The following is a 17,092-nucleotide window of genomic DNA, read 5'->3' on the forward strand; positions in this document are numbered from 1 at the left end:
GATGTTACGCAGTGGCGCAGATGGTTCCGGAGCCCAGCACGATGTCGCCCAAACCGTCCGGGTCCGGCAGGTAGAGCACCGCAGCCTGGCCGCGCGCCACGCCCTCGAGCGGCTCGTGCAGGGCGAGCGTCATCTGATCGCCGTCGATGCGGGCAGTGCAGGGCACGACCCCGCCGTGGGCGCGGATTTGCACGTTGGCCTCGAACTCGCCCTCCATCGCCGGGTGCAGCACCTTCAGGCGGTCGGCGGTGATCTCGTGGACCTTCAGCGCCTCGCGAGGGCCGACGGTGACCGTGCCGGTGGTGGTGTCCACGTCGGTGACGTAGCGCGGCTTGCCGTCTTCCGCAGGCACGCGGATGTTCAGTCCCTTGCGCTGGCCGATCGTGTACTGGAACGCGCCGTCGTGCTCTTTCAACTCGTGGCCCTCGGTGTCTTTGATCATGCCGGGGCGCATGCCGATCGAGCGGCCCAGAAACGCCTGGGTGTTGCCGTCGGGGATGAAGCAGATGTCGTAGGAATCCGGCTTGGACGCAGTGGCGAACCCGTGGCGGGCCGCCTCCTCGCGGATCTGCGGCTTTTCAGTATCCCCTACAGGGAAGATGCAGCGGTCCAGCTCGTCGCGGGTGAGCACGCCGAGCACGTAGGACTGATCTTTCTTCGGGTCGGTGGATCGGCGGAGGTTTCCTTGGTCGTCGATAATTGCGTAGTGCCCGGTGGCGATCGCGTCGAAGCCCAAGGTCACCGCGCGGTCGAGCAGTGCCGCGAACTTGATCTTCTCGTTGCAGCGCAGGCACGGGTTGGGGGTCTCGCCGTGTTCGTAGGACCACACGAAGTTGTCGATGACCTCTTCTTTAAAGCGGTCAGAGAAGTCCCACACGTAAAACGGGATACCCAGGTGGTCGCACACGCGGCGCGCGTCGGCGGAGTCCTCCAGGGAACAGCAGCCGCGGGCAGACTCGCGCGTCTGCTGCGCGTCCTTGCTCAGTGCAAGGTGCACGCCGACAACGTCGTGGCCCGCCTCCACCAGGCGCGCAGCAGCGACAGAGGAGTCCACTCCCCCGCTCATGGCCGCCAATACTCGCATGTCGGCGCAGTGTAGTCCCGTGAAGGCGAAAGGTGAAACGTCCGGCTGGTCGCGTGGAAACACCCCCTCGACACATACCCCCCTGGGGTATTAAGGTGGAAGACGGCCGTCGTGCTAGGCCCCCGGCACGACCGAACCGACCACAACGATGAACTGCAACGAGAGGACAGAACCATGAACGACAGACACGCCCACTCCAGCACCGAACCCGGTGGGCACGCCAGCCATCACGAACACAGCAACCACGGAGGCCCTGCCGGCCACAACCACACAGAGCACGCGGGCCACGGAGAACATGGAGGCCATGGCCACGCGGGCCACGCAGGCCATGGCGATCACGTAGCCCAGTTCCGCAGGCTCTTCTGGATCATGCTGGTTCTCGCGATCCCGGTCGTCGGATTTAGCGAAACCTTCGCCCACCTCATCGGCTACCAGCTACCTGACGCGGAATGGACCCGCTGGATCTCGCCGCTCTTGGGCACGGTCATTTACTTCTGGGGAGGTCGCCCGTTCTTGACGGGTGCTGTCTCCGAGATCCGCTCACGAAAACCCGGCATGATGCTGCTGATCGCCCTGGCGATCACGGTCGCTTTCGTCTCCTCCTGGGGTGCGAGCCTGAACTTGCTGGACCGCGAGCTGAATTTCTGGTGGGAACTGGCGCTGCTGGTGGTCATCATGCTGCTGGGGCACTGGATCGAGATGCGCTCCCTCGCCCAGACCACCTCGGCCCTGGATTCGCTCGCCGCACTTCTGCCCGACGAGGCCGAGAAGATCGACGGCGACGAAGTAGTGAAGGTCACCCCGGCGGATCTTGAGGTCGGCGATGTCGTGATCGTGCGGCCCGGCGCGTCCGTGCCTGCCGACGGCATAATCGTCGACGGCAGCGCCAGCATGGACGAGTCGATGGTCACCGGTGAGTCGAAAACGGTGCGGCGCGGTGAGGGCGAGCACGTGGTCGCTGGCACCATCGCGACAGACTCGGGTCTGCGCATCGAGGTCACAGCCACGGGTGGCGACACCGCGTTGGCCGGCATTCAAAAGCTCGTCACCGATGCGCAAGAATCGTCATCGCGGGCGCAGCGCCTCGCAGACAAGGCCGCCGCGTGGTTGTTCTGGTTCACCCTCGGCGCCGCCATTCTGACCGCCGTGGTCTGGACCGTCGTCGGCATGCCAAACGACGCCGTAGTGCGCACCATTACGGTGCTCGTCATCGCCTGCCCTCACGCCCTAGGTCTCGCAATCCCGCTGGTCGTCTCGATTGCGACTGAGCGCGCCGCCCGCGGCGGGGTACTGATCAAGGATCGGCTCGCTCTCGAATCCATGCGCACCGTCGACGCCGTGTTGTTCGACAAGACCGGCACCCTCACCAAAGGCGAACCCACCGTCACCGCGATCGACACCATCAGCGGATATGAGGAAGCAGACGTGCTCGCGCTGGCAGCGGCCGCCGAGGCGGACAGTGAGCACCCACTCGCTCGCGCCATCACCGGTGCGGCGGAGACCCGTGACGTGGCTGTGCCGAGTGCCAGCGACTTCTCCTCGTCGCCAGCCGTGGGCGTGAAGGCAACTGTTGACGGTGAGGTAATCGAGGTCGGCGGCCCCTACCTGCTTGAGAAGCATTCCGCCGAAGAGCTCCCCATCGCAGACGAGTGGCGAAAGGAGGGCGCGATCATTCTCCACGTCCTCGCCGACGGCGAAGTGATCGGAGCACTCCGGCTTGCCGACGAGATCCGTCCCGAGTCCCGCGACGCCGTCGACGCACTGCACTCTGCGGGCGCCCAGGTCGTCATGATCACCGGCGACGCGCAGGCCGTCGCGGACACCGTCGCCAAGGATCTGGGCATTGACCGGGTCTTCGCGGGTGTGCGTCCCGAGCACAAGGCCGCGAAAGTCAAGGAACTGCAAGGCGAGGGCCACAAGGTCGCCATGGTCGGCGACGGCGTCAACGACGCCCCCGCGCTGGCCCAGGCCGATGTCGGCATCGCGATCGGTGCCGGCACAGACGTGGCGATCGGCTCGGCGGGCGTCGTCCTGGCAAGCTCCGACCCGCGATCGGTGCTTTCGGTCATCGAGCTCTCCCGTGCGACCTACCGGAAGATGAAGCAGAACCTGTGGTGGGCGGCCGGCTACAACCTGCTGTCCGTTCCGCTGGCTGCCGGTATCCTCGCCCCAATCGGGTTCGTGATGCCGATGAGCGTCGGCGCAATTCTGATGTCGGCCTCGACCGTCGTCGTCGCCCTCAATGCGCAGCTGCTCCGCCGCCTCGACCTCACCCCGCAGAGCAGCGCCGACCGGATACTTAACCGGTCCAAGTGACCCGACACCGTCCACACCACTCAGGAGGCCCATGATGAACGACCACGGCTACATCAGCGATAAAGACCGCTACCTCGCCCGGCTCAAACGAATCGAGGGGCAAACCCGCGGTATCCACCGCATGATCGACGAAAACGCCTACTGCATTGACATCCTCACCCAGATCAGTGCGGTCAACGCGGCGCTGAAGGGCGTAGCACTGGGTTTGCTGGACGACCATTTGAAGCACTGTGTTGCCGATGCGATCAGCGACGGGCAGGAAGCCGACGCCAAGATCGAAGAGGCGTCCGCCGCAATCGCGCGAATGGTGAAGTCCTAGACAGCCGTGGGAGGACTCGTGCGTCTGTTGCGTGTCCGTACTCAGCGAAAGGTGAAACGTCAGCCTATGTCTGATGGAGGATGCACAGTAAATCCAGCGGAGCGCAATACCTCAGCTGCTTTGGTGGGGTCCCGACGTATTACTGCTTCCGTTTGCTTTTCTACGAATCGTCTACGCCCCTCTTCCACGCGTTCCTCCCACCCCGGCATTGGTTGTGCATCGAATTCTCTAACAACTAACTCCACAACATCCTCCACCGTGACGCGGAACTGCGGGTCACCGAGGGGAAAGTGAATATTCTGCTGCTGCGCCGCGGTCTCGTAGCGCCCGCTTCTTGCCAGGAGCAATCCCAGCGGTACAGATTCCGCGTGAAACTGAAAATGACTTGAGGGCTTGTTTCTGGCTTCGCGGTCGAACTCGAACCGAACAATGGGTACAAAGCGTTGCGTAGCTCTAAATTCGACCTTTATCGAGCTTTTCTCGACGGCTACACCGCTCCCGGAACTGCTTGGACGCAACCGGAACTCGACAGCAAGATGTAATCGATTGCTTCCAGATTTGCCTATTACGAGTTCCTTCGAGATTTTGAACCACGATCGAAGGCTCTCTTTGGAATTCTCGAAAACTTCGAGTGTGGTGGACCCTACTAGTGTGCTTTCGAGCAGATCCTGGATTTCCCCGACGAACGTAGTCGCGTGTTGTACCCAGGCTGTGTCGGTCAAAGCACTTACCCGTTAAGCATCCACGACAAGGCTTCGTGACGTTCCAGCAGACGTTCTTCGTCGAACTTCAAGGCACCTGCGTCTCGCAGCCTACGTAGGACTTCGACGTTGTAGGGCTGCATCTCTTTTTCGATGTTTGCCAATTCCTGGATGATCTCGTCGTTCGAAAGCATTCGGGGAACCGGAGTCGACATTTGCCCTCCTTTCGCGAATGTCCCGCAGACGTCGATCCTCTGGATCAGTACTAGCGATGATAGCGCAAGACCTTCATTCTTAAACGTCATACCGCAGTACGACGTGGCCGCTCGCAGCGGCAAGTAGCGTGGACGGCCATGAACTTTTCCACCACCCGCGCAGTGCGCATCCGCAATGCCAGCATGGCGGCGGTCATGCTGGTTGCCTGCCTGATTGGGCTGCTGCCGGATTCGCGGCAGTTGGTCGTCGGACTCGCGCTGCTAGCCTGCGCCGTTGTGGCCCCGTTTACCCGCTGGCGCTGGCCCCTGGAAACGTTCGCTGCGATTGTCGCGGTGCTCATTCCCACGGCGTTTTGCGAAACCCTCCCCGTCGGCGCCATCGCTGTGTCGTCCTTCGCCGCGTACGTCGCCAGGCGCCACCTGCCTGCCCCGCACCGCGATATCGCCACGGCTGCACTTTTGCTTGGCGACGCCGCAGCCACCGCGTTCGTCATCCCCGCGCTCACCGCACTCGAACCGGTTGAGCGGATCCCCTACGTCTTCTGGAGCATCATTCTGCTCACCGTCGCGCTGCTGTTCGGTGAACTGCGCCGCCGGGCCGAGGAGACCGCGGAGAAGGACCTGGCCCGGCAGCGCGAGCAGTTCGAGCGCGATGCCCAGGAGCAGCGCGCCCACCTCGCGCGCGAGATCCACGACATTGTCACCCACTCGCTGACCGTCATCGTCGCGCAGGCCGACGGCGCGCGCTTCGCCGCCACCCCGGAGGCGAAAGACGAGGCGCTGCGCACCATCGGCGGCGTCGGCCGCGACTCGCTGCGCCAGATGCGCGGCGTGGTGGAGCTGTTGCGAAGCGCCGAGCAGCGCCCCCTTGAACCGGCGACGGAATTGGACATCGACGGCCTTGTCGCCACCAGCCGCGCGGGCGGGCTCCAGGTCGCATACACCGCCGAGGGCGCACCTCCCGGGGACTTGGCCCCGGCAACCGCGCTCACCGTCCAGCGCATCGTGCAGGAATCCCTGACCAACGCCATGAAGCACGGCACCGGCCGCGCCCAGCTCGCGGTGCGCTGGGGCGCAGATAACGTCGTGGTGGAAACAACCAACCCGGTCGCTCCCGGCGCGGCCACCCGTCCGGGCCACGGCGTGGAGGGCATGCGGCAGCGCGCGGCGCTTTCCGGCGGCACAGTGACCGCAGCCGCCACCCCCGCCGGCACCTGGACCACAACAGCAAGGATCCCGCTGAACTCATGATCACTCTCGGACTCACAGACGACCAAGCGCTGTTTCTCCACGGCATCCGCAACGTGCTGGACTCCCAGCCGGACATGGAGGTCCGCTGGCTCGCCGCAAACGGCGAGGAGGCAGTGCAGGCAAGCAATAGCGATCCGGTGGGCATTGTGCTTATGGACGTCCAGATGCCCGTCCTCGACGGCATCGCCGCCACCCGGCGTATCACCCAGCACCACCCGGACACGAAGGTGATCGTGCTGACCACGTTCGACGACGAGGACTACGTGCTCGGCGGGATCGGCGCGGGCGCGAGCGGGTTCCTGCTCAAGGACGCCGAACCGGAGGCGCTGCTGGACGCGATCCGCACGGTTGCAGGCGGTGACGCGGTGATTTCGCCGAGGGCGACGAACCGGATCGTCGCAAAGCTTGCTGCCCCGACAGAAGATGCGGTGGCCTTATCCCCCGCCGACCGCCTCGCGCTGGGCGAGCTCACCGAGCGCGAGCGCGAGGTGCTCGTCGCGATTGCCCGGGGCTGGAGCAACGGCGAGATCGCGGAGCGGATGTTCATCTCCATGCCCACGGTGAAGACGCACGTGGGCCGGGTGCTGGCGAAGACGCAGTCGCGCGACCGGGTGCACGCGGCCCTTTTCGCGTACCGCACCGGGTTGGTCTCGCGCGCGGACCTGCTGGATTCCTAAGGCGCGTCATACCTGGGTATCACGTCCAAAATCGTGCCCCGCGCCGACGCGGAAGGCCCGTGCCATGCGCGAACCTTGAACGCATGGAAACACCGATCATTCACACCCGGGGCCTGACCAAGACCTACGGAAGCACAGACGTTGTCCACGACCTCAACCTCGAAGTCCGGCCGGGCGTGGTGCACGGGCTGCTCGGGCCGAACGGCTCCGGCAAGTCCACCACCATGAAGATGCTCCTCGGGCTGATCGCGCCGACTGGCGGCGAAATCACGATGTTGGGCCAGCCGATCACCCGCGCCAACCGGGCGAAGGTGCTCTCCGGCGTCGGTTCGCTCATTGAGGCTCCGGCCGCCTACCCGCACTTAACCGGCGGGGAGAACATGCGCATAGTCACCCGCCTGCTCGGCGCCGACAAGGAGCAGGCGCGCCGCGCAGTGAAGCTTGTGCGCCTGGAGAACCACATGGACAAGCTGGTGAAGAACTACTCGCTGGGCATGAAGCAGCGCCTCGGCATCGCGATGGCGCTGGTGCGCGACCCGCAGCTGCTGATCCTGGACGAGCCCACCAACGGCCTCGACCCCGCCGGCATCGAGGAGATCCGCGAGCTAATCATCAGCCTCGCCCGCGACCACGGCCGCACCGTGCTGGTGTCCAGCCACCTGTTGTCCGAGATTGAGAAGATGGCCTCGGATTTGACCATCATCAACCACGGCGAACTGGTCTTTCAGGGCTCGCAGGACGAGCTCTACAGCGCGCAGCTGCCGGACGTGTTCATCCAAACCCCTCACCCCGATGCCGCCGCCGAGGTACTGCGAGCGCTTGGCCCCACCTACGTCGAGGGTGGCCTGGAGCTTTCCGGGCTTAGCGACGCCCAGGTCGCCGAGACCTGCGCCCACCTCGTCTCCCACGGCGTGGCGCTGCACCAGGTGGTGCGCAAGCGGCGCAGCCTGGAAGACGTCTTCATCGGCCTGACGGGCAAGGAGGCGATGGGCGCATGATGGTCGAGTTTGCAAAGCTCAAGCGCACCAAGATTGTGTTGCTGTGCCTGCTCATGTGCGCCGGCATCGTGCTGTTTGCCAACATGAATCTGTTCGCGGGCGATCCCATCGCCGACTTCCAGGCCGACCCGCACACTCAATGGGCCAGCCACCTCGTCGGGCTGGGCATGGCCCTGGCGTTTCTCACTCCCCTGCAGCTGGCGCTGGTGGCCAGCCGCATCGTCGACGCGGAGCACGCGAGCGGCGGGTGGCGGCTCAACGCGATTGCCGGCACGAGGCCGGGGACGCTGCTTTCCCGGAAGTTCGGCGTTGCCAGCCTGATCGTGGTCGTGTTCACCGCGCTCGAATTCGCCGCAACCCTCGCGCTGCCCGTCGCGATGGGCGCACCCGCCCCTGACGCGGCGATGTGTTCCACGTGGCTGCGCTTCGGGCTCGGCGCTGTGGGCACCAGCATTGCGCTGCTGGCCGTGATGCTGCTGCTGGCGGCGGTGGTCGATTCCCAGATCGTCGTGTTGGGCGTCGGCATCGTCGGCGGGTTCTTAGGCGTCGCCGCGCTGCTCTCCCCGTCTTGGCTCGCAGCGCTCAACCCCTTCGGCTACTACGCCGTGCTGCTGCCGTTCAGCTTCACCGAGTCGGGCGTCGCGCCGACCCAGCCCAGCTGGTGGCTGTGGGCCGCATACCTCGTGCTCGCCGCCGCAGTGTTCACCGCAGGTTCGAAGGCACTGGACCGGAAGGAAATCTAAACCATGCACCTGATCACAAACGACCTGCTGAAGTTCAAGCGCTCCCACATGTGGGCGGTGGTGGTCCTCGTGCCGCTCATCGCCGTCGGCATCGGCGCCGGCAACTACTCCGCCAATTCCGAAACACTGACCGCAGGATGGGACAGCTACTTCTCCCAGATCATGCTCTTCTACGGCTTGCTGTTTTGCACCGCCGGCATCGCAGTGCTGGCCGCGTACGCCTGGCGCGTGGAGCACCGAGGACACAACTGGCTGACCATGCTCACCTCCACCCGCGGCACCGGCAGCCTCGTGGCCGCAAAGATCGCGGCGATCAGCGTCGTCGCCGCAATGATGCACGCGGTGCTGGTGATCCTCGCGCTCGCAGTCGGGCTGGTGCTCGGCGTGCCGGGCGAGATCCCCGTCTACCTCCTCGCCGCCGCGTTCCTGTCGCTGGCGCCGATGGTGGCGGTGGCGGCCTGGCAGTCGCTCTTCTCCATGGTGATCCGCAACTTCGCGGTCCCCATCGGCATCGGCGTGGTGGCCAGCCTCATCTCCTTCGGCGCGCTCGCGTCCGGCATGCCCGGCGTGCGGTTCGTCTCGGCGCCGGCGCTGCTGTCGGAAACGCTGTGGCTGGGCAGCACCGCTGTCGCCGACGCCGGCGCAATCGACGCCGGGACCGTTCTGACCGTGGTGCTCGCCTCGGCCGCACTCGCGGCGGCCGGATGGGCCGCCTCTGTGGCCTACCTGCGCGGGACCGACGCGCGCCTCTAGTACTCTCACCAGCCATGGCTGCCAAAAGTGAGTTTCACGAGATCGACACCGGCGTCGCCGAAGTCCTGCACGAACCCGACGGCTCCATGGTGCTGCTGGTCAACGGCGTGCCCAGCTCCCACGTCGTCCCCGGCGAGCCGACCCGGCTGGATTTCGAGTACATGCGCTGGATGGCAGATTTCCTCGACGATGCCTACCCGGAGCCCGCGCGGGCGAAGTCGCGTCTGACGCACCTCGGCGGCGGAGCGTGCACGCTCGCCCGCTACTTCGCCGCGGCGTGGCCCGGCTCGCGAAGCACGGTCGTCGAGATCGATTCGGAGCTTGCCGTCCTTGCGCGCGAGCTTTTCGACGTCCCCCGGTCCCCCACCGTGAAAATCCGCGTCGGCGACGCGCGCGAAGTCACCGACGCGTTCAAGCCTGCGACCCGCGACGTGATCATCCGCGACGTGTTTACCTCCGCCACCACCCCACGAAACCTCACCACGGTGGAGTTTTACGCCGCGGCGTGGACGTCGTTAAGCGAAGGCGGCTTCTACGTGGCCAATTGCGGCTCGCACTCGGACCTCAAGGAAGCCAAAGAGGAGCTGGCGGGGATGTTGGAGGTGTTCCCGCACGTCGCGGCCATCGCGGATCCGCCGATGCTGAAGGGCCGCCGCTACGGCAACATCGTCCTCATCGGCGCGAACTTGCCGCTCGAGGCGAGCGACGCGCTCACCCGCAACCTGCTCAAAGGCGGGGTGCCGGCGCAGTTCAAGGACGAGGCGTGGTGCCGCCGCCTGGCGACGACACCGCGGCACGACTAGCGCTCGATCTAGCCCTTGTTCGCTTCCTTCGCGGCGTTGTCCAGCAGGATGAGCAGGTCGCCGATCTGGTAGTCACCGACCATCATCTTCTGCAGGTCCTCGATCGGCAGCTCGCCCTGACCCGCCAACGCGCGGACGAGGTTGGCGATGTTGTCCGCGTCGGTCGGGTCGAAGCCGGCGAGGCGGGCGGCGTCGATAAGCTGCTGCGCACCCAGACCGCCCGCGGCGAGCGCGAGAATGGCCACAACGAGCTTGGTGCTGTCCTGCTCGAGCACCTTCAGCTCGCCGGAATCCGGCGCCTGGAACTGCTCCAGCACGCCGCCGCCTGCGCGCAGGTCGCCGGCCGCGAACTGGCCCAGCTGCGCGGCGTTGCCGTTGAAGATGTTCATGTCCACCGGCGTGTTGATGCCTACCACGCGGCCGGAATCGCTGCGCTGCCAGAAGGAAAGCTTGTCCCAGCCGCCGACCGGGGCCGGCGGGCGGTTCTGGTAAGCCGCCAGCCACAGCGGGTACGAGGTGAAGGCGCGGGTATCGTTCATGCGCTCGTACCAGAAGTAGCGGTAGGTGTAGATCATCGGGCGCTTGCCGGTGCGCGCCTCCAGCTCGGAGAGGAACGCCTGCGTCCAGCCCGCCAGCTGCACCGGGCCCAGGCCTTCATCGACCTCGAGGTCCAGCACGGGCGGCAGCTGGGTGGCCGGGCCGTCGTTGACCACGGAGGCGAAGTAGCGCGCCTGCGCCACCGGGTCCTCCGCCGGGCGCGCGTAGTGGTAGGCGCCCACCTTCAGCCCGGCGTCGGCCGCGGCCTGGGCGTCTTCGTCGTAGAAGTCGTTCTTCCAGCCGTCGCCCTCGGAGGCCTTCACGTAGGCGAAATCCTGGCCGCCGACGGTGCTCACGGAGCGCCAGTCAATGGCGGCGCCGCCCGGGCGCTGGTGGCCCGCCACGTCCACGCCGGAGACCACGCCCGGGATGGACTGGGCGTCTGCGGGCCCGGTCACCGGGTTGATCACGCTCAGGCCCAAGGCGAGCGCGGTCACGGCGGCGGCTGCGGTACGGATGCGGCGAGAAATCTGCATGACCGACACACTAAACCACTCAAGTCACACGCACCACACGCGACACGCAAGTTACAGCGCGCCGGCGGCTCTCGCCCGCTCCACCACCTCCGGGATCGCGGCGAGGAACTTCTCCACGTCCTCGCGCGTGTTCGTCCGCCCCACCGTTACGCGCAGCGCGCCCATCGCCTCGCGCTCAGTGAAGCCCATCGCCTCCAGCACGTGGCTCATGCGCAGCACACCGCTGGCGCACGCCGACCCGGCCGACACCTGGATCCCTTGCGCGTCCAGCAGCATGATCAGCGCATCCGCGTTCGCCCCGGGGAACATGAAGTGCGCGTGCCCCGGCAGGCAGGGCTCATGCTTTGCGACGATCACCTCCGGCACCGTCTCTTTCACCCCAGCAATGACCGCATCGCGCAGGCCCGCGATCCGCTTTTGCTCCTGCCCCATTTCGGCGACAGCCTCCTCCAGCGCCGCCGCCGTCGCCGCGGCCGAGGCCACGTCCACTGTGCCGGAGCGGATGCCGCGCTCCTGCCCGCCGCCCAGGATCACCGGCTTCGGCGCCGGCGAACGACGCGCCAGAAGCAGGCCCATCCCGCGCGGGCCGCCGAACTTGTGGGCGCTGGCCGCAAGCGTGGCCGCGCCGAGCTCGTGGAAGTGAACCGGGATGTGCCCGACCGCCTGTACCGCGTCCACGTGCACCGGGGTGCCCGCGGCCTCGGCACGCGCAACCGCCTCGCGCACCGGCTGGATCGCGCCGGTTTCGTTGTTCGCCCACATCACCGCCGCCACCGCGGCCGGGGCATCCAGCGCGGCAAGGTCCGAAACCACGCCGTTTCGCCCTACCGGCAGCCATTCGGTCTGGTCCAGAGGCTTGACTACCTCGAGCACAGCCGGGTGCTCGATCGGGGTGGACACGACGCGGCCGCCGCCGGAGGCGTCGTGAAGCCCGCGCACCCCAATGTTGTTCGCCTCGGTGCCGGAGCCGGTGAACACCACCTCCACCGGGTCCGCGCCAAGTGCCGCGGCGATGCGCTCGCGCGCGTCGGCGAGCACCGCGTTCGCCTTGCGCCCGGCGGCGTGCTGGCTGCCGGCGTTGAGGGCGCCGGCGTGCTCCACCCACGCGTCGATGGCGCTTTGGCGCATGGGAGTGGTGGCTGCGTGATCGAGGTAGACCATGCCCCAAAGGTTAGGCGTGCACGCGCGCGCCGCACACATGCGCCACCGCGTCGTTGCCCACGCGCGCGATCACCACGCCCATCTGCCTGTCCCCGCGCAGCTTGAGCTTCTTGCGCAGCTGGTCCGGGTCCACGTCCACCCCACGCACGAGGATCTCCGCGCTGCCCGCGCCGTGGCCGGCAAGCGTCTTCTTCAGCGCGCGCAGCGGCACCGCCTCGATGAACTCGAAGCCGCTGTAACCCTCCGGGATCGCATTTCCCGTGGTGTAGGCGATGTGTTCGTCCAGCATGCTCAGGCCGTGGCGCGCGGCCCACTGCCGAACCAGCCCGGCGCGCACCACCGCCCCGTCCGGCTCGATGATCCATTTGCGCGGCGCGGTGATTTCCACCTCGTCCGGCTCGTCGTCGGTGACGCGCTCCTCAGAGTCCCGCAGCACTACTGCTTCTCGACGAGCTCCGCCCGCCAACCCCGGCGTATACAGGCACGCCTCCTTGACTCCCCCATCCACGGACACGACACTAACCAGCCCGTCCCACCCGGAGTAGTCGATGCCCGGCGCGCATTTGACCGCCATCTCGCGGCCTGCGTGCGCGGCCAGCAGGTCCGGCAGCGGCGGCAGGAGCTTGGCGGGGTCCGTGATGCGCTTGCCGCCGGCCCGGCGCGCGGGGTCGGCCACCACCGCCCCGCCCTTGCTCACCGGCGCAAGTGCGTCCGCGCGGGCCAGCCAGGCGTCCGGCCCGAGGTTGTGGCTGGCCATGACCAGGCGGGCGGCGTCCAGGTCGGAGCCGAGCCAGGCCACGCCAGCATCACGAAACGCCGGCGCCTCCGAGCCCACCGAGCAGGTCACGTCGTGGACGAACTCCACCCCGGCCGCCGCAATCCGCTGCGCCCTCACACGCGCCACGCGCGCCGGGGTGGCCTGCTGGACGGCGTCGGCGTCGGTGAGCCAATCCCCTGGGAACTTCCCTACCGCCGCGCGCTGGGAGGAGATGAGCACGCTGACAGCGCGGGCGTACTCGCCGAAGCGGGCGTCGAGCACCGCGCGGTCCGCGAACACCGACTGCTTGGTCAGCGCCACCTCCGGCGCAACGTCTGCGACCTCCCCGGCGTGCGCCGCCAAAAAGCGGGCTTCTGCAACGCTAAATCCCACCGCGGCGTCCAATCCTGTCCATCGGCGTGAACGAGAAGAAGTCGTGGTAGCGCAGGTCGTCCACCGGGTCGCCCACCATCGGCGACAAGTCCGCGCGCCACGCGGCGGCCAGCGCCTCTTCCACGTCGGCAAAGCGCGCCACCTCGTTCAGCTGCGCCCACGTCGAGGGCGCCAGGCGCACCAATCCGTGGCGCCAACCCTCCAAGATCAGCTGGGGCGGAAACCAGTTGGCGTCGTCCGCCTCCTCGGTGTTGGAATCCGGCTCCTGACCCTCCGGGTTGGCGGCGACGAAGGTGAAGGTGTCGAACCAGTTGCCGCTTTCAGACTTGCCTACCCACCTCGCGAGCGGTTTGACCAGGTCGGCGCAGACGTTGAGGTTGGACTCGCGGAGCACGTCGGTAAGCGAAAGCTCGTGCGACTCCAGCTTCAGGCGGTGTTCGTGGAAGGGGCGCGCGTCGCCCAGCAACACGCCGTCGTCGTCCACGGCGAGCAGCGTGCCGGTCTCCTCGAACAGCTCGCGCACCGCCGCGAACAGCAGCGCGTGCGCCTTGTACTTGGTCACGCCCAGCTGGCGGGCCAGGGAAATGGCGGAGCGGCCGAGCCACAGCTCGCCGTCGTCCCACGCGCGCGGCGGGAAATCGCGCGAATCCACCCCGCCGCCGGGAAAGACCGTGATGCCCGGGTAATTCGGCATGGATAACACGCGCTCCTGCATCCACACTTCGAGCCCGTCCGCACCGTCGCGAAGCAGCATCACCGTCGCGGACAGGCGGGCACCTTGAAACCCGCTGCGCTCGTGGACGTCGATGGTGTCGCCGACGTCGTGCGTCAGCACGCCCTGGGTGCGATTCCTTCTCGTGGGCATGGCCGAAAACCCCCAGGCTTACGCCCGGTGCGCACCCCCGCGCTTGGCGCGAGCCCGGCGCGCAGTAAAGCGGCCCTCGTCCACCGTGACCTCGATGGGCTGGTGGTATGCGCGCGAGACGTTTTCGGAGGTCAGCACGTCGTCGATAAGCCCCTGGGCGACCACCTCTCCCTCGTCCAGCAGCATGGCGTGGGTGAAGCCCGCCGGGATCTCCTCTAAGTGGTGGGTGATCATGACAATCGCCGGTGCGTCCGGGTCCATGGCCAGATCGCCCAGGTAGGCCAGCAGGTCCTCGCGCCCGCCCAGGTCCATGCCTGCGGCCGGCTCGTCCAGGATCAGAAGCTCCGGATTGGTCATCACCGCGCGCGCGACCAACACGCGCTTCTTCTCGCCGTCGGACAGCGTGCCCCAAGTGCGGTCAATCAGGTGGATCGCGCCGACCTGCTCGAGCACTTCGAGGGCTTGGTCGTAGTCCATCTGGTCGTAGTCCTCGCGCCAGCGCCCCAGAATGGCGTAGCCGGCGGAGACGACCAAGTCGCCCACCTTCTCGTTGTCCGGCACGCGCTGCGCCACCGCGGACGAGGTCACGCCGATCGCCGCGCGCAGGTCGCGCATGTCGGTGGCGCCGACGCGCTCACCCAGGATGAACACGTTGCCTTTGGACGGGAACTCCTGCGCCGATGCCATGCGGATCAGCGTGGTCTTGCCTGCGCCGTTGGGCCCGACGACAACCCACCGCTCATCCAGCTCCACCTGCCACGTCACGGGACCGACGAGGGTGTTGCCGCCGCGGATGAACTCCACGTCGCGCATGTCCACCAGCAGGTCCGGATCTGTCACCAATTCCTCACTCGCATTCACGCATCCATCTTTACCTATTTCGGCCCGCGTGTGTGGGAGGCCCGCGCTACCCTGGCTGATGGAATGCAGGCAGGTTGAGAGGGTCTGAAAAATGGTTGCTCGCTTTGGCATCGACGATGTGCGCCCCCAAGTTTCCGGGCGCACGCTGCCCGCGAAGGCGGTGGTCGGCGAGGTGGTGCCTATTTCGGCGCTGGTGTGGCGCGAGGGCCACGACGCCATCGCGGCGACACTGGTGCTTGTTTCTCCGTCCGGCGAGCAGTTCTCGGTGCCGATGCACCAGGAGGTCTACCGCCCGGATTACGTCCACGGCATCTTCATCCCCCGCGAGAAGGGGCTGTGGCGCTACCGCGTGGACGCGTGGAGCGACGTGATGGCCACGTGGCGCAACGCGGTGGAAAAGAAGCTCGCCGCGGGCCAGACCGAAGCCGAGCTGGCCAACGACATCGCCCACGGCGCGGACCTCTTCGCCGCGGCCATCGCCCAGACCCCCTCCCCGCAAGCGTTAGAAAGCGCTCGCACATTGCTTCTCGACGACACGCTGCCGCTCGCCGACCGCATCGCGCCGTGCGTCTCCAAGCAGGTGCGCGACGTGCTGGCCGAGTACCCGCTGCGCGAGCTTGTCACACGCGGGCCCGTGGCCGACATCCTGGTGGAGCGCCGCGAGGCGCTGGTGAATTCCTGGTACGAGCTGTTCCCCCGCTCCACCGGCGGCGTGGACGCGATGGGCAACCCCGTCCACGGCACGTGGGAAACCACCGCGGCGCAGCTGCAACGCGTGGCCGACATGGGCTTCGACACCGTGTACTTCCCGCCGATCCACCCCATCGGCGAGGTCAACCGCAAGGGCCGCAACAACACGCTGACCCCCGAAGACGGCGACGTCGGCTCGCCGTGGGCGATCGGCTCCAAGCACGGCGGCCACGACGCCTTCGACCCGAACTTAGGCGGCGAGGACGAGTTCTTGGACATGATGGACCACGCCAACGAGCTGGGCCTGGAAATCGCCCTCGACTTCGCGCTGCAGGCAGCCCCCGACCACCCGTGGGCGAAAGAGCACCCGGAGTTTTTCACCGTCCTGGCCGACGGCACGATTGCTTACGCCGAAAACCCGCCCAAGAAGTACCAGGACATCTACCCGCTCAACTTCGACAACGCCCCGGAGAAGCTCTACGCGGAGATCTACCGCGTGCTCATGTACTGGGTGGACCTGGGCGTCACCACCTTCCGCGTGGACAACCCGCACACCAAGCCGGTGGATTTCTGGCACTGGTTGATTGCGAAGGTGCACGAGACCGACCCGGACGTGATCTTCCTGGCGGAGGCGTTTACCCGTCCTCCGCGCATGTACGGGCTGTCCAAAGCAGGGTTCTCGCAGTCCTACACCCACTTCACGTGGAAGACCACGAAGGCGGAGCTGACCGATTTCGCGCAGCTGCTCGTCGACGTCGCGGACGTCTCCCGCCCCAACCTCTTCGTCAACACCCCCGACATCCTGCACGCCACGCTGCAGCAGGGCGGCCCGGCGGCATTTGCGCTGCGCGCCACCCTGGCCGCCACGATGAGCCCGCTGTGGGGTGTCTACTCCGGCTACGAGCTCTACGAGGACCGCCCCGTTAGCGAGGGCAGCGAGGAGTACCACGACAGCGAGAAGTACCAGCTGCGCCACCGCGACTTCGCCGCCGCGCTGGAAAAGGGCGCCTCGCTCGAGCCGTACCTCACGCTGCTCAACACCATCCGCCGCGACAACCCGGCGCTGCAGCAGCTGCGCCAGATCCGCTTCCACGACATCGCCAACGACCAAATCATCGCCTACTCCAAGGTCGACGCCGAGACCGGCAACGCGGTGCTCGTGGTGGTCAACCTGGATCCCTCCTCCACACAGGAGGGCATGCTGCGTGTCGACGCCTCCGCGGTCGGCCTCAACGACGGCGAAACCTTCGAGGTGCACGACCAGATCACCGGCGAGCGCTACACCTGGACCACCGCCGAGACCGGCAACTTCATCCGCCTCGCCCCCGAGAAGAATGTCGCGCATATTTTCCGGTTGCCGGAGGTGCCTTCGGTTCGTCGAGAAGCACTTGCGTACCGTCAGATCTCAGACCACGACTACCGTCCCTAAGGA

18 protein-coding genes are annotated in these 17,092 nt (G+C 66.8%); 9 read left to right on the top strand and 9 right to left on the bottom strand.

The genetic code is table 11. The annotated features are described in order from the left end of the window. Positions 1-4 precede the first annotated feature (4 nt). Positions 5-1,084 carry a tRNA 2-thiouridine(34) synthase MnmA gene (mnmA, locus tag ACF3NP_RS05030; RefSeq protein ID WP_181888266.1) on the bottom strand — a complete coding sequence of 360 codons (1,080 nt, stop codon included), beginning with the start codon at positions 1,082-1,084 and terminating at the stop codon, positions 5-7. Positions 1,085-1,198: 114 nt separating this feature from the next. Next, positions 1,199-1,423 (bottom strand): hypothetical protein, encoded by a 225-nt coding sequence (locus tag ACF3NP_RS05035; RefSeq protein WP_392399013.1) that lies wholly within the window; start codon positions 1,421-1,423, stop codon positions 1,199-1,201. Between the two features lie 30 nt (positions 1,424-1,453). Between ACF3NP_RS05035 and ACF3NP_RS05040 the strand changes: the two genes are divergently transcribed. Beyond that, positions 1,454-3,400: a heavy metal translocating P-type ATPase gene (locus ACF3NP_RS05040; protein ID WP_392399014.1), complete on the top strand. Its 1,947-nt coding sequence runs from the start codon at positions 1,454-1,456 to the stop codon at positions 3,398-3,400. Between the two features lie 31 nt (positions 3,401-3,431). Beyond that, positions 3,432-3,719 (top strand): metal-sensitive transcriptional regulator, encoded by a 288-nt coding sequence (locus ACF3NP_RS05045; RefSeq protein WP_070569367.1) that lies wholly within the window; start codon positions 3,432-3,434, stop codon positions 3,717-3,719. A 59-nt stretch (positions 3,720-3,778) separates the two neighbouring features. Here the strand turns inward: ACF3NP_RS05045 and ACF3NP_RS05050 are convergent, their stop codons facing one another. Then, positions 3,779-4,441: a hypothetical protein gene (locus ACF3NP_RS05050; RefSeq protein WP_181888264.1), complete on the bottom strand. Its 663-nt coding sequence runs from the start codon at positions 4,439-4,441 to the stop codon at positions 3,779-3,781. A 5-nt stretch (positions 4,442-4,446) separates the two neighbouring features. Then, complete coding sequence (locus ACF3NP_RS05055; protein ID WP_181888263.1) at positions 4,447-4,635, bottom strand: hypothetical protein; 189 nt, start codon at positions 4,633-4,635, stop codon at positions 4,447-4,449. Between the two features lie 138 nt (positions 4,636-4,773). On the opposite strand from ACF3NP_RS05055, the gene ACF3NP_RS05060 reads away from it, so the two are divergent. The 6 genes from ACF3NP_RS05060 to ACF3NP_RS05085 all read left to right on the top strand — a co-directional run bounded on the left by ACF3NP_RS05060 (position 4,774) and on the right by ACF3NP_RS05085 (position 9,860). After that, on the top strand, positions 4,774-5,886 hold the full coding sequence (locus ACF3NP_RS05060; RefSeq protein WP_181888262.1) for a sensor histidine kinase: 1,113 nt from the start codon (positions 4,774-4,776) through the stop codon (positions 5,884-5,886). Then, entirely contained in the window at positions 5,883-6,563 is a 681-nt protein-coding gene (locus tag ACF3NP_RS05065) for a response regulator (RefSeq protein ID WP_181888261.1), read from the top strand. The genes ACF3NP_RS05060 and ACF3NP_RS05065 overlap by 4 nt, the downstream gene beginning before the upstream one ends. A gap of 83 nt (positions 6,564-6,646) precedes the next feature. Beyond that, complete coding sequence (locus tag ACF3NP_RS05070; protein ID WP_181888260.1) at positions 6,647-7,561, top strand: ABC transporter ATP-binding protein; 915 nt, start codon at positions 6,647-6,649, stop codon at positions 7,559-7,561. Further along, the gene (locus ACF3NP_RS05075) at positions 7,558-8,304 is read left to right on the top strand and encodes an ABC transporter permease (protein ID WP_070474859.1); all 747 of its coding nucleotides are present in this window, start codon (positions 7,558-7,560) and stop codon (positions 8,302-8,304) included. The genes ACF3NP_RS05070 and ACF3NP_RS05075 overlap by 4 nt, the downstream gene beginning before the upstream one ends. Positions 8,305-8,307: 3 nt before the next feature. Continuing rightward, positions 8,308-9,057, top strand: a complete 750-nt coding sequence (locus ACF3NP_RS05080; RefSeq protein WP_181888259.1) for an ABC transporter permease — start codon at positions 8,308-8,310, stop codon at positions 9,055-9,057. Between the two features lie 14 nt (positions 9,058-9,071). Next, the gene (locus ACF3NP_RS05085) at positions 9,072-9,860 is read left to right on the top strand and encodes a spermidine synthase (protein WP_181888258.1); all 789 of its coding nucleotides are present in this window, start codon (positions 9,072-9,074) and stop codon (positions 9,858-9,860) included. A gap of 8 nt (positions 9,861-9,868) precedes the next feature. Here ACF3NP_RS05085 and ACF3NP_RS05090 read toward each other — a convergent pair whose 3' ends face one another. Genes ACF3NP_RS05090 through ACF3NP_RS05110 form a run of 5 tightly spaced genes read right to left on the bottom strand, consistent with a single transcriptional unit; the run spans position 9,869 to position 14,922 of the window. After that, entirely contained in the window at positions 9,869-10,933 is a 1,065-nt protein-coding gene (locus ACF3NP_RS05090) for a glycoside hydrolase family 25 protein (protein ID WP_181888257.1), read from the bottom strand. A gap of 51 nt (positions 10,934-10,984) precedes the next feature. Then, the gene (locus ACF3NP_RS05095) at positions 10,985-12,094 is read right to left on the bottom strand and encodes a cysteine desulfurase family protein (protein ID WP_181888256.1); all 1,110 of its coding nucleotides are present in this window, start codon (positions 12,092-12,094) and stop codon (positions 10,985-10,987) included. Between the two features lie 10 nt (positions 12,095-12,104). Then, positions 12,105-13,244 (bottom strand): THUMP-like domain-containing protein, encoded by a 1,140-nt coding sequence (locus ACF3NP_RS05100; protein WP_392399015.1) that lies wholly within the window; start codon positions 13,242-13,244, stop codon positions 12,105-12,107. Next, positions 13,234-14,109, bottom strand: coding sequence for an NUDIX hydrolase (locus ACF3NP_RS05105; protein ID WP_181888254.1), 876 nt, complete (start codon positions 14,107-14,109; stop codon positions 13,234-13,236). Before ACF3NP_RS05105 ends, ACF3NP_RS05100 begins: the two co-directional genes overlap by 11 nt. Positions 14,110-14,127: 18 nt before the next feature. Further along, the gene (locus ACF3NP_RS05110) at positions 14,128-14,922 is read right to left on the bottom strand and encodes an ABC transporter ATP-binding protein (protein ID WP_236883464.1); all 795 of its coding nucleotides are present in this window, start codon (positions 14,920-14,922) and stop codon (positions 14,128-14,130) included. A 139-nt stretch (positions 14,923-15,061) separates the two neighbouring features. Between ACF3NP_RS05110 and ACF3NP_RS05115 the strand changes: the two genes are divergently transcribed. After that, positions 15,062-17,089: a maltotransferase domain-containing protein gene (locus tag ACF3NP_RS05115; RefSeq protein WP_181888252.1), complete on the top strand. Its 2,028-nt coding sequence runs from the start codon at positions 15,062-15,064 to the stop codon at positions 17,087-17,089. The last annotated feature ends 3 nt before the right edge of the window (positions 17,090-17,092 follow it).

Source organism: Corynebacterium lehmanniae (assembly GCF_043161975.1).
In the GTDB taxonomy this organism is placed as follows: Bacteria; Actinomycetota; Actinomycetes; order Mycobacteriales; family Mycobacteriaceae; genus Corynebacterium; species Corynebacterium lehmanniae.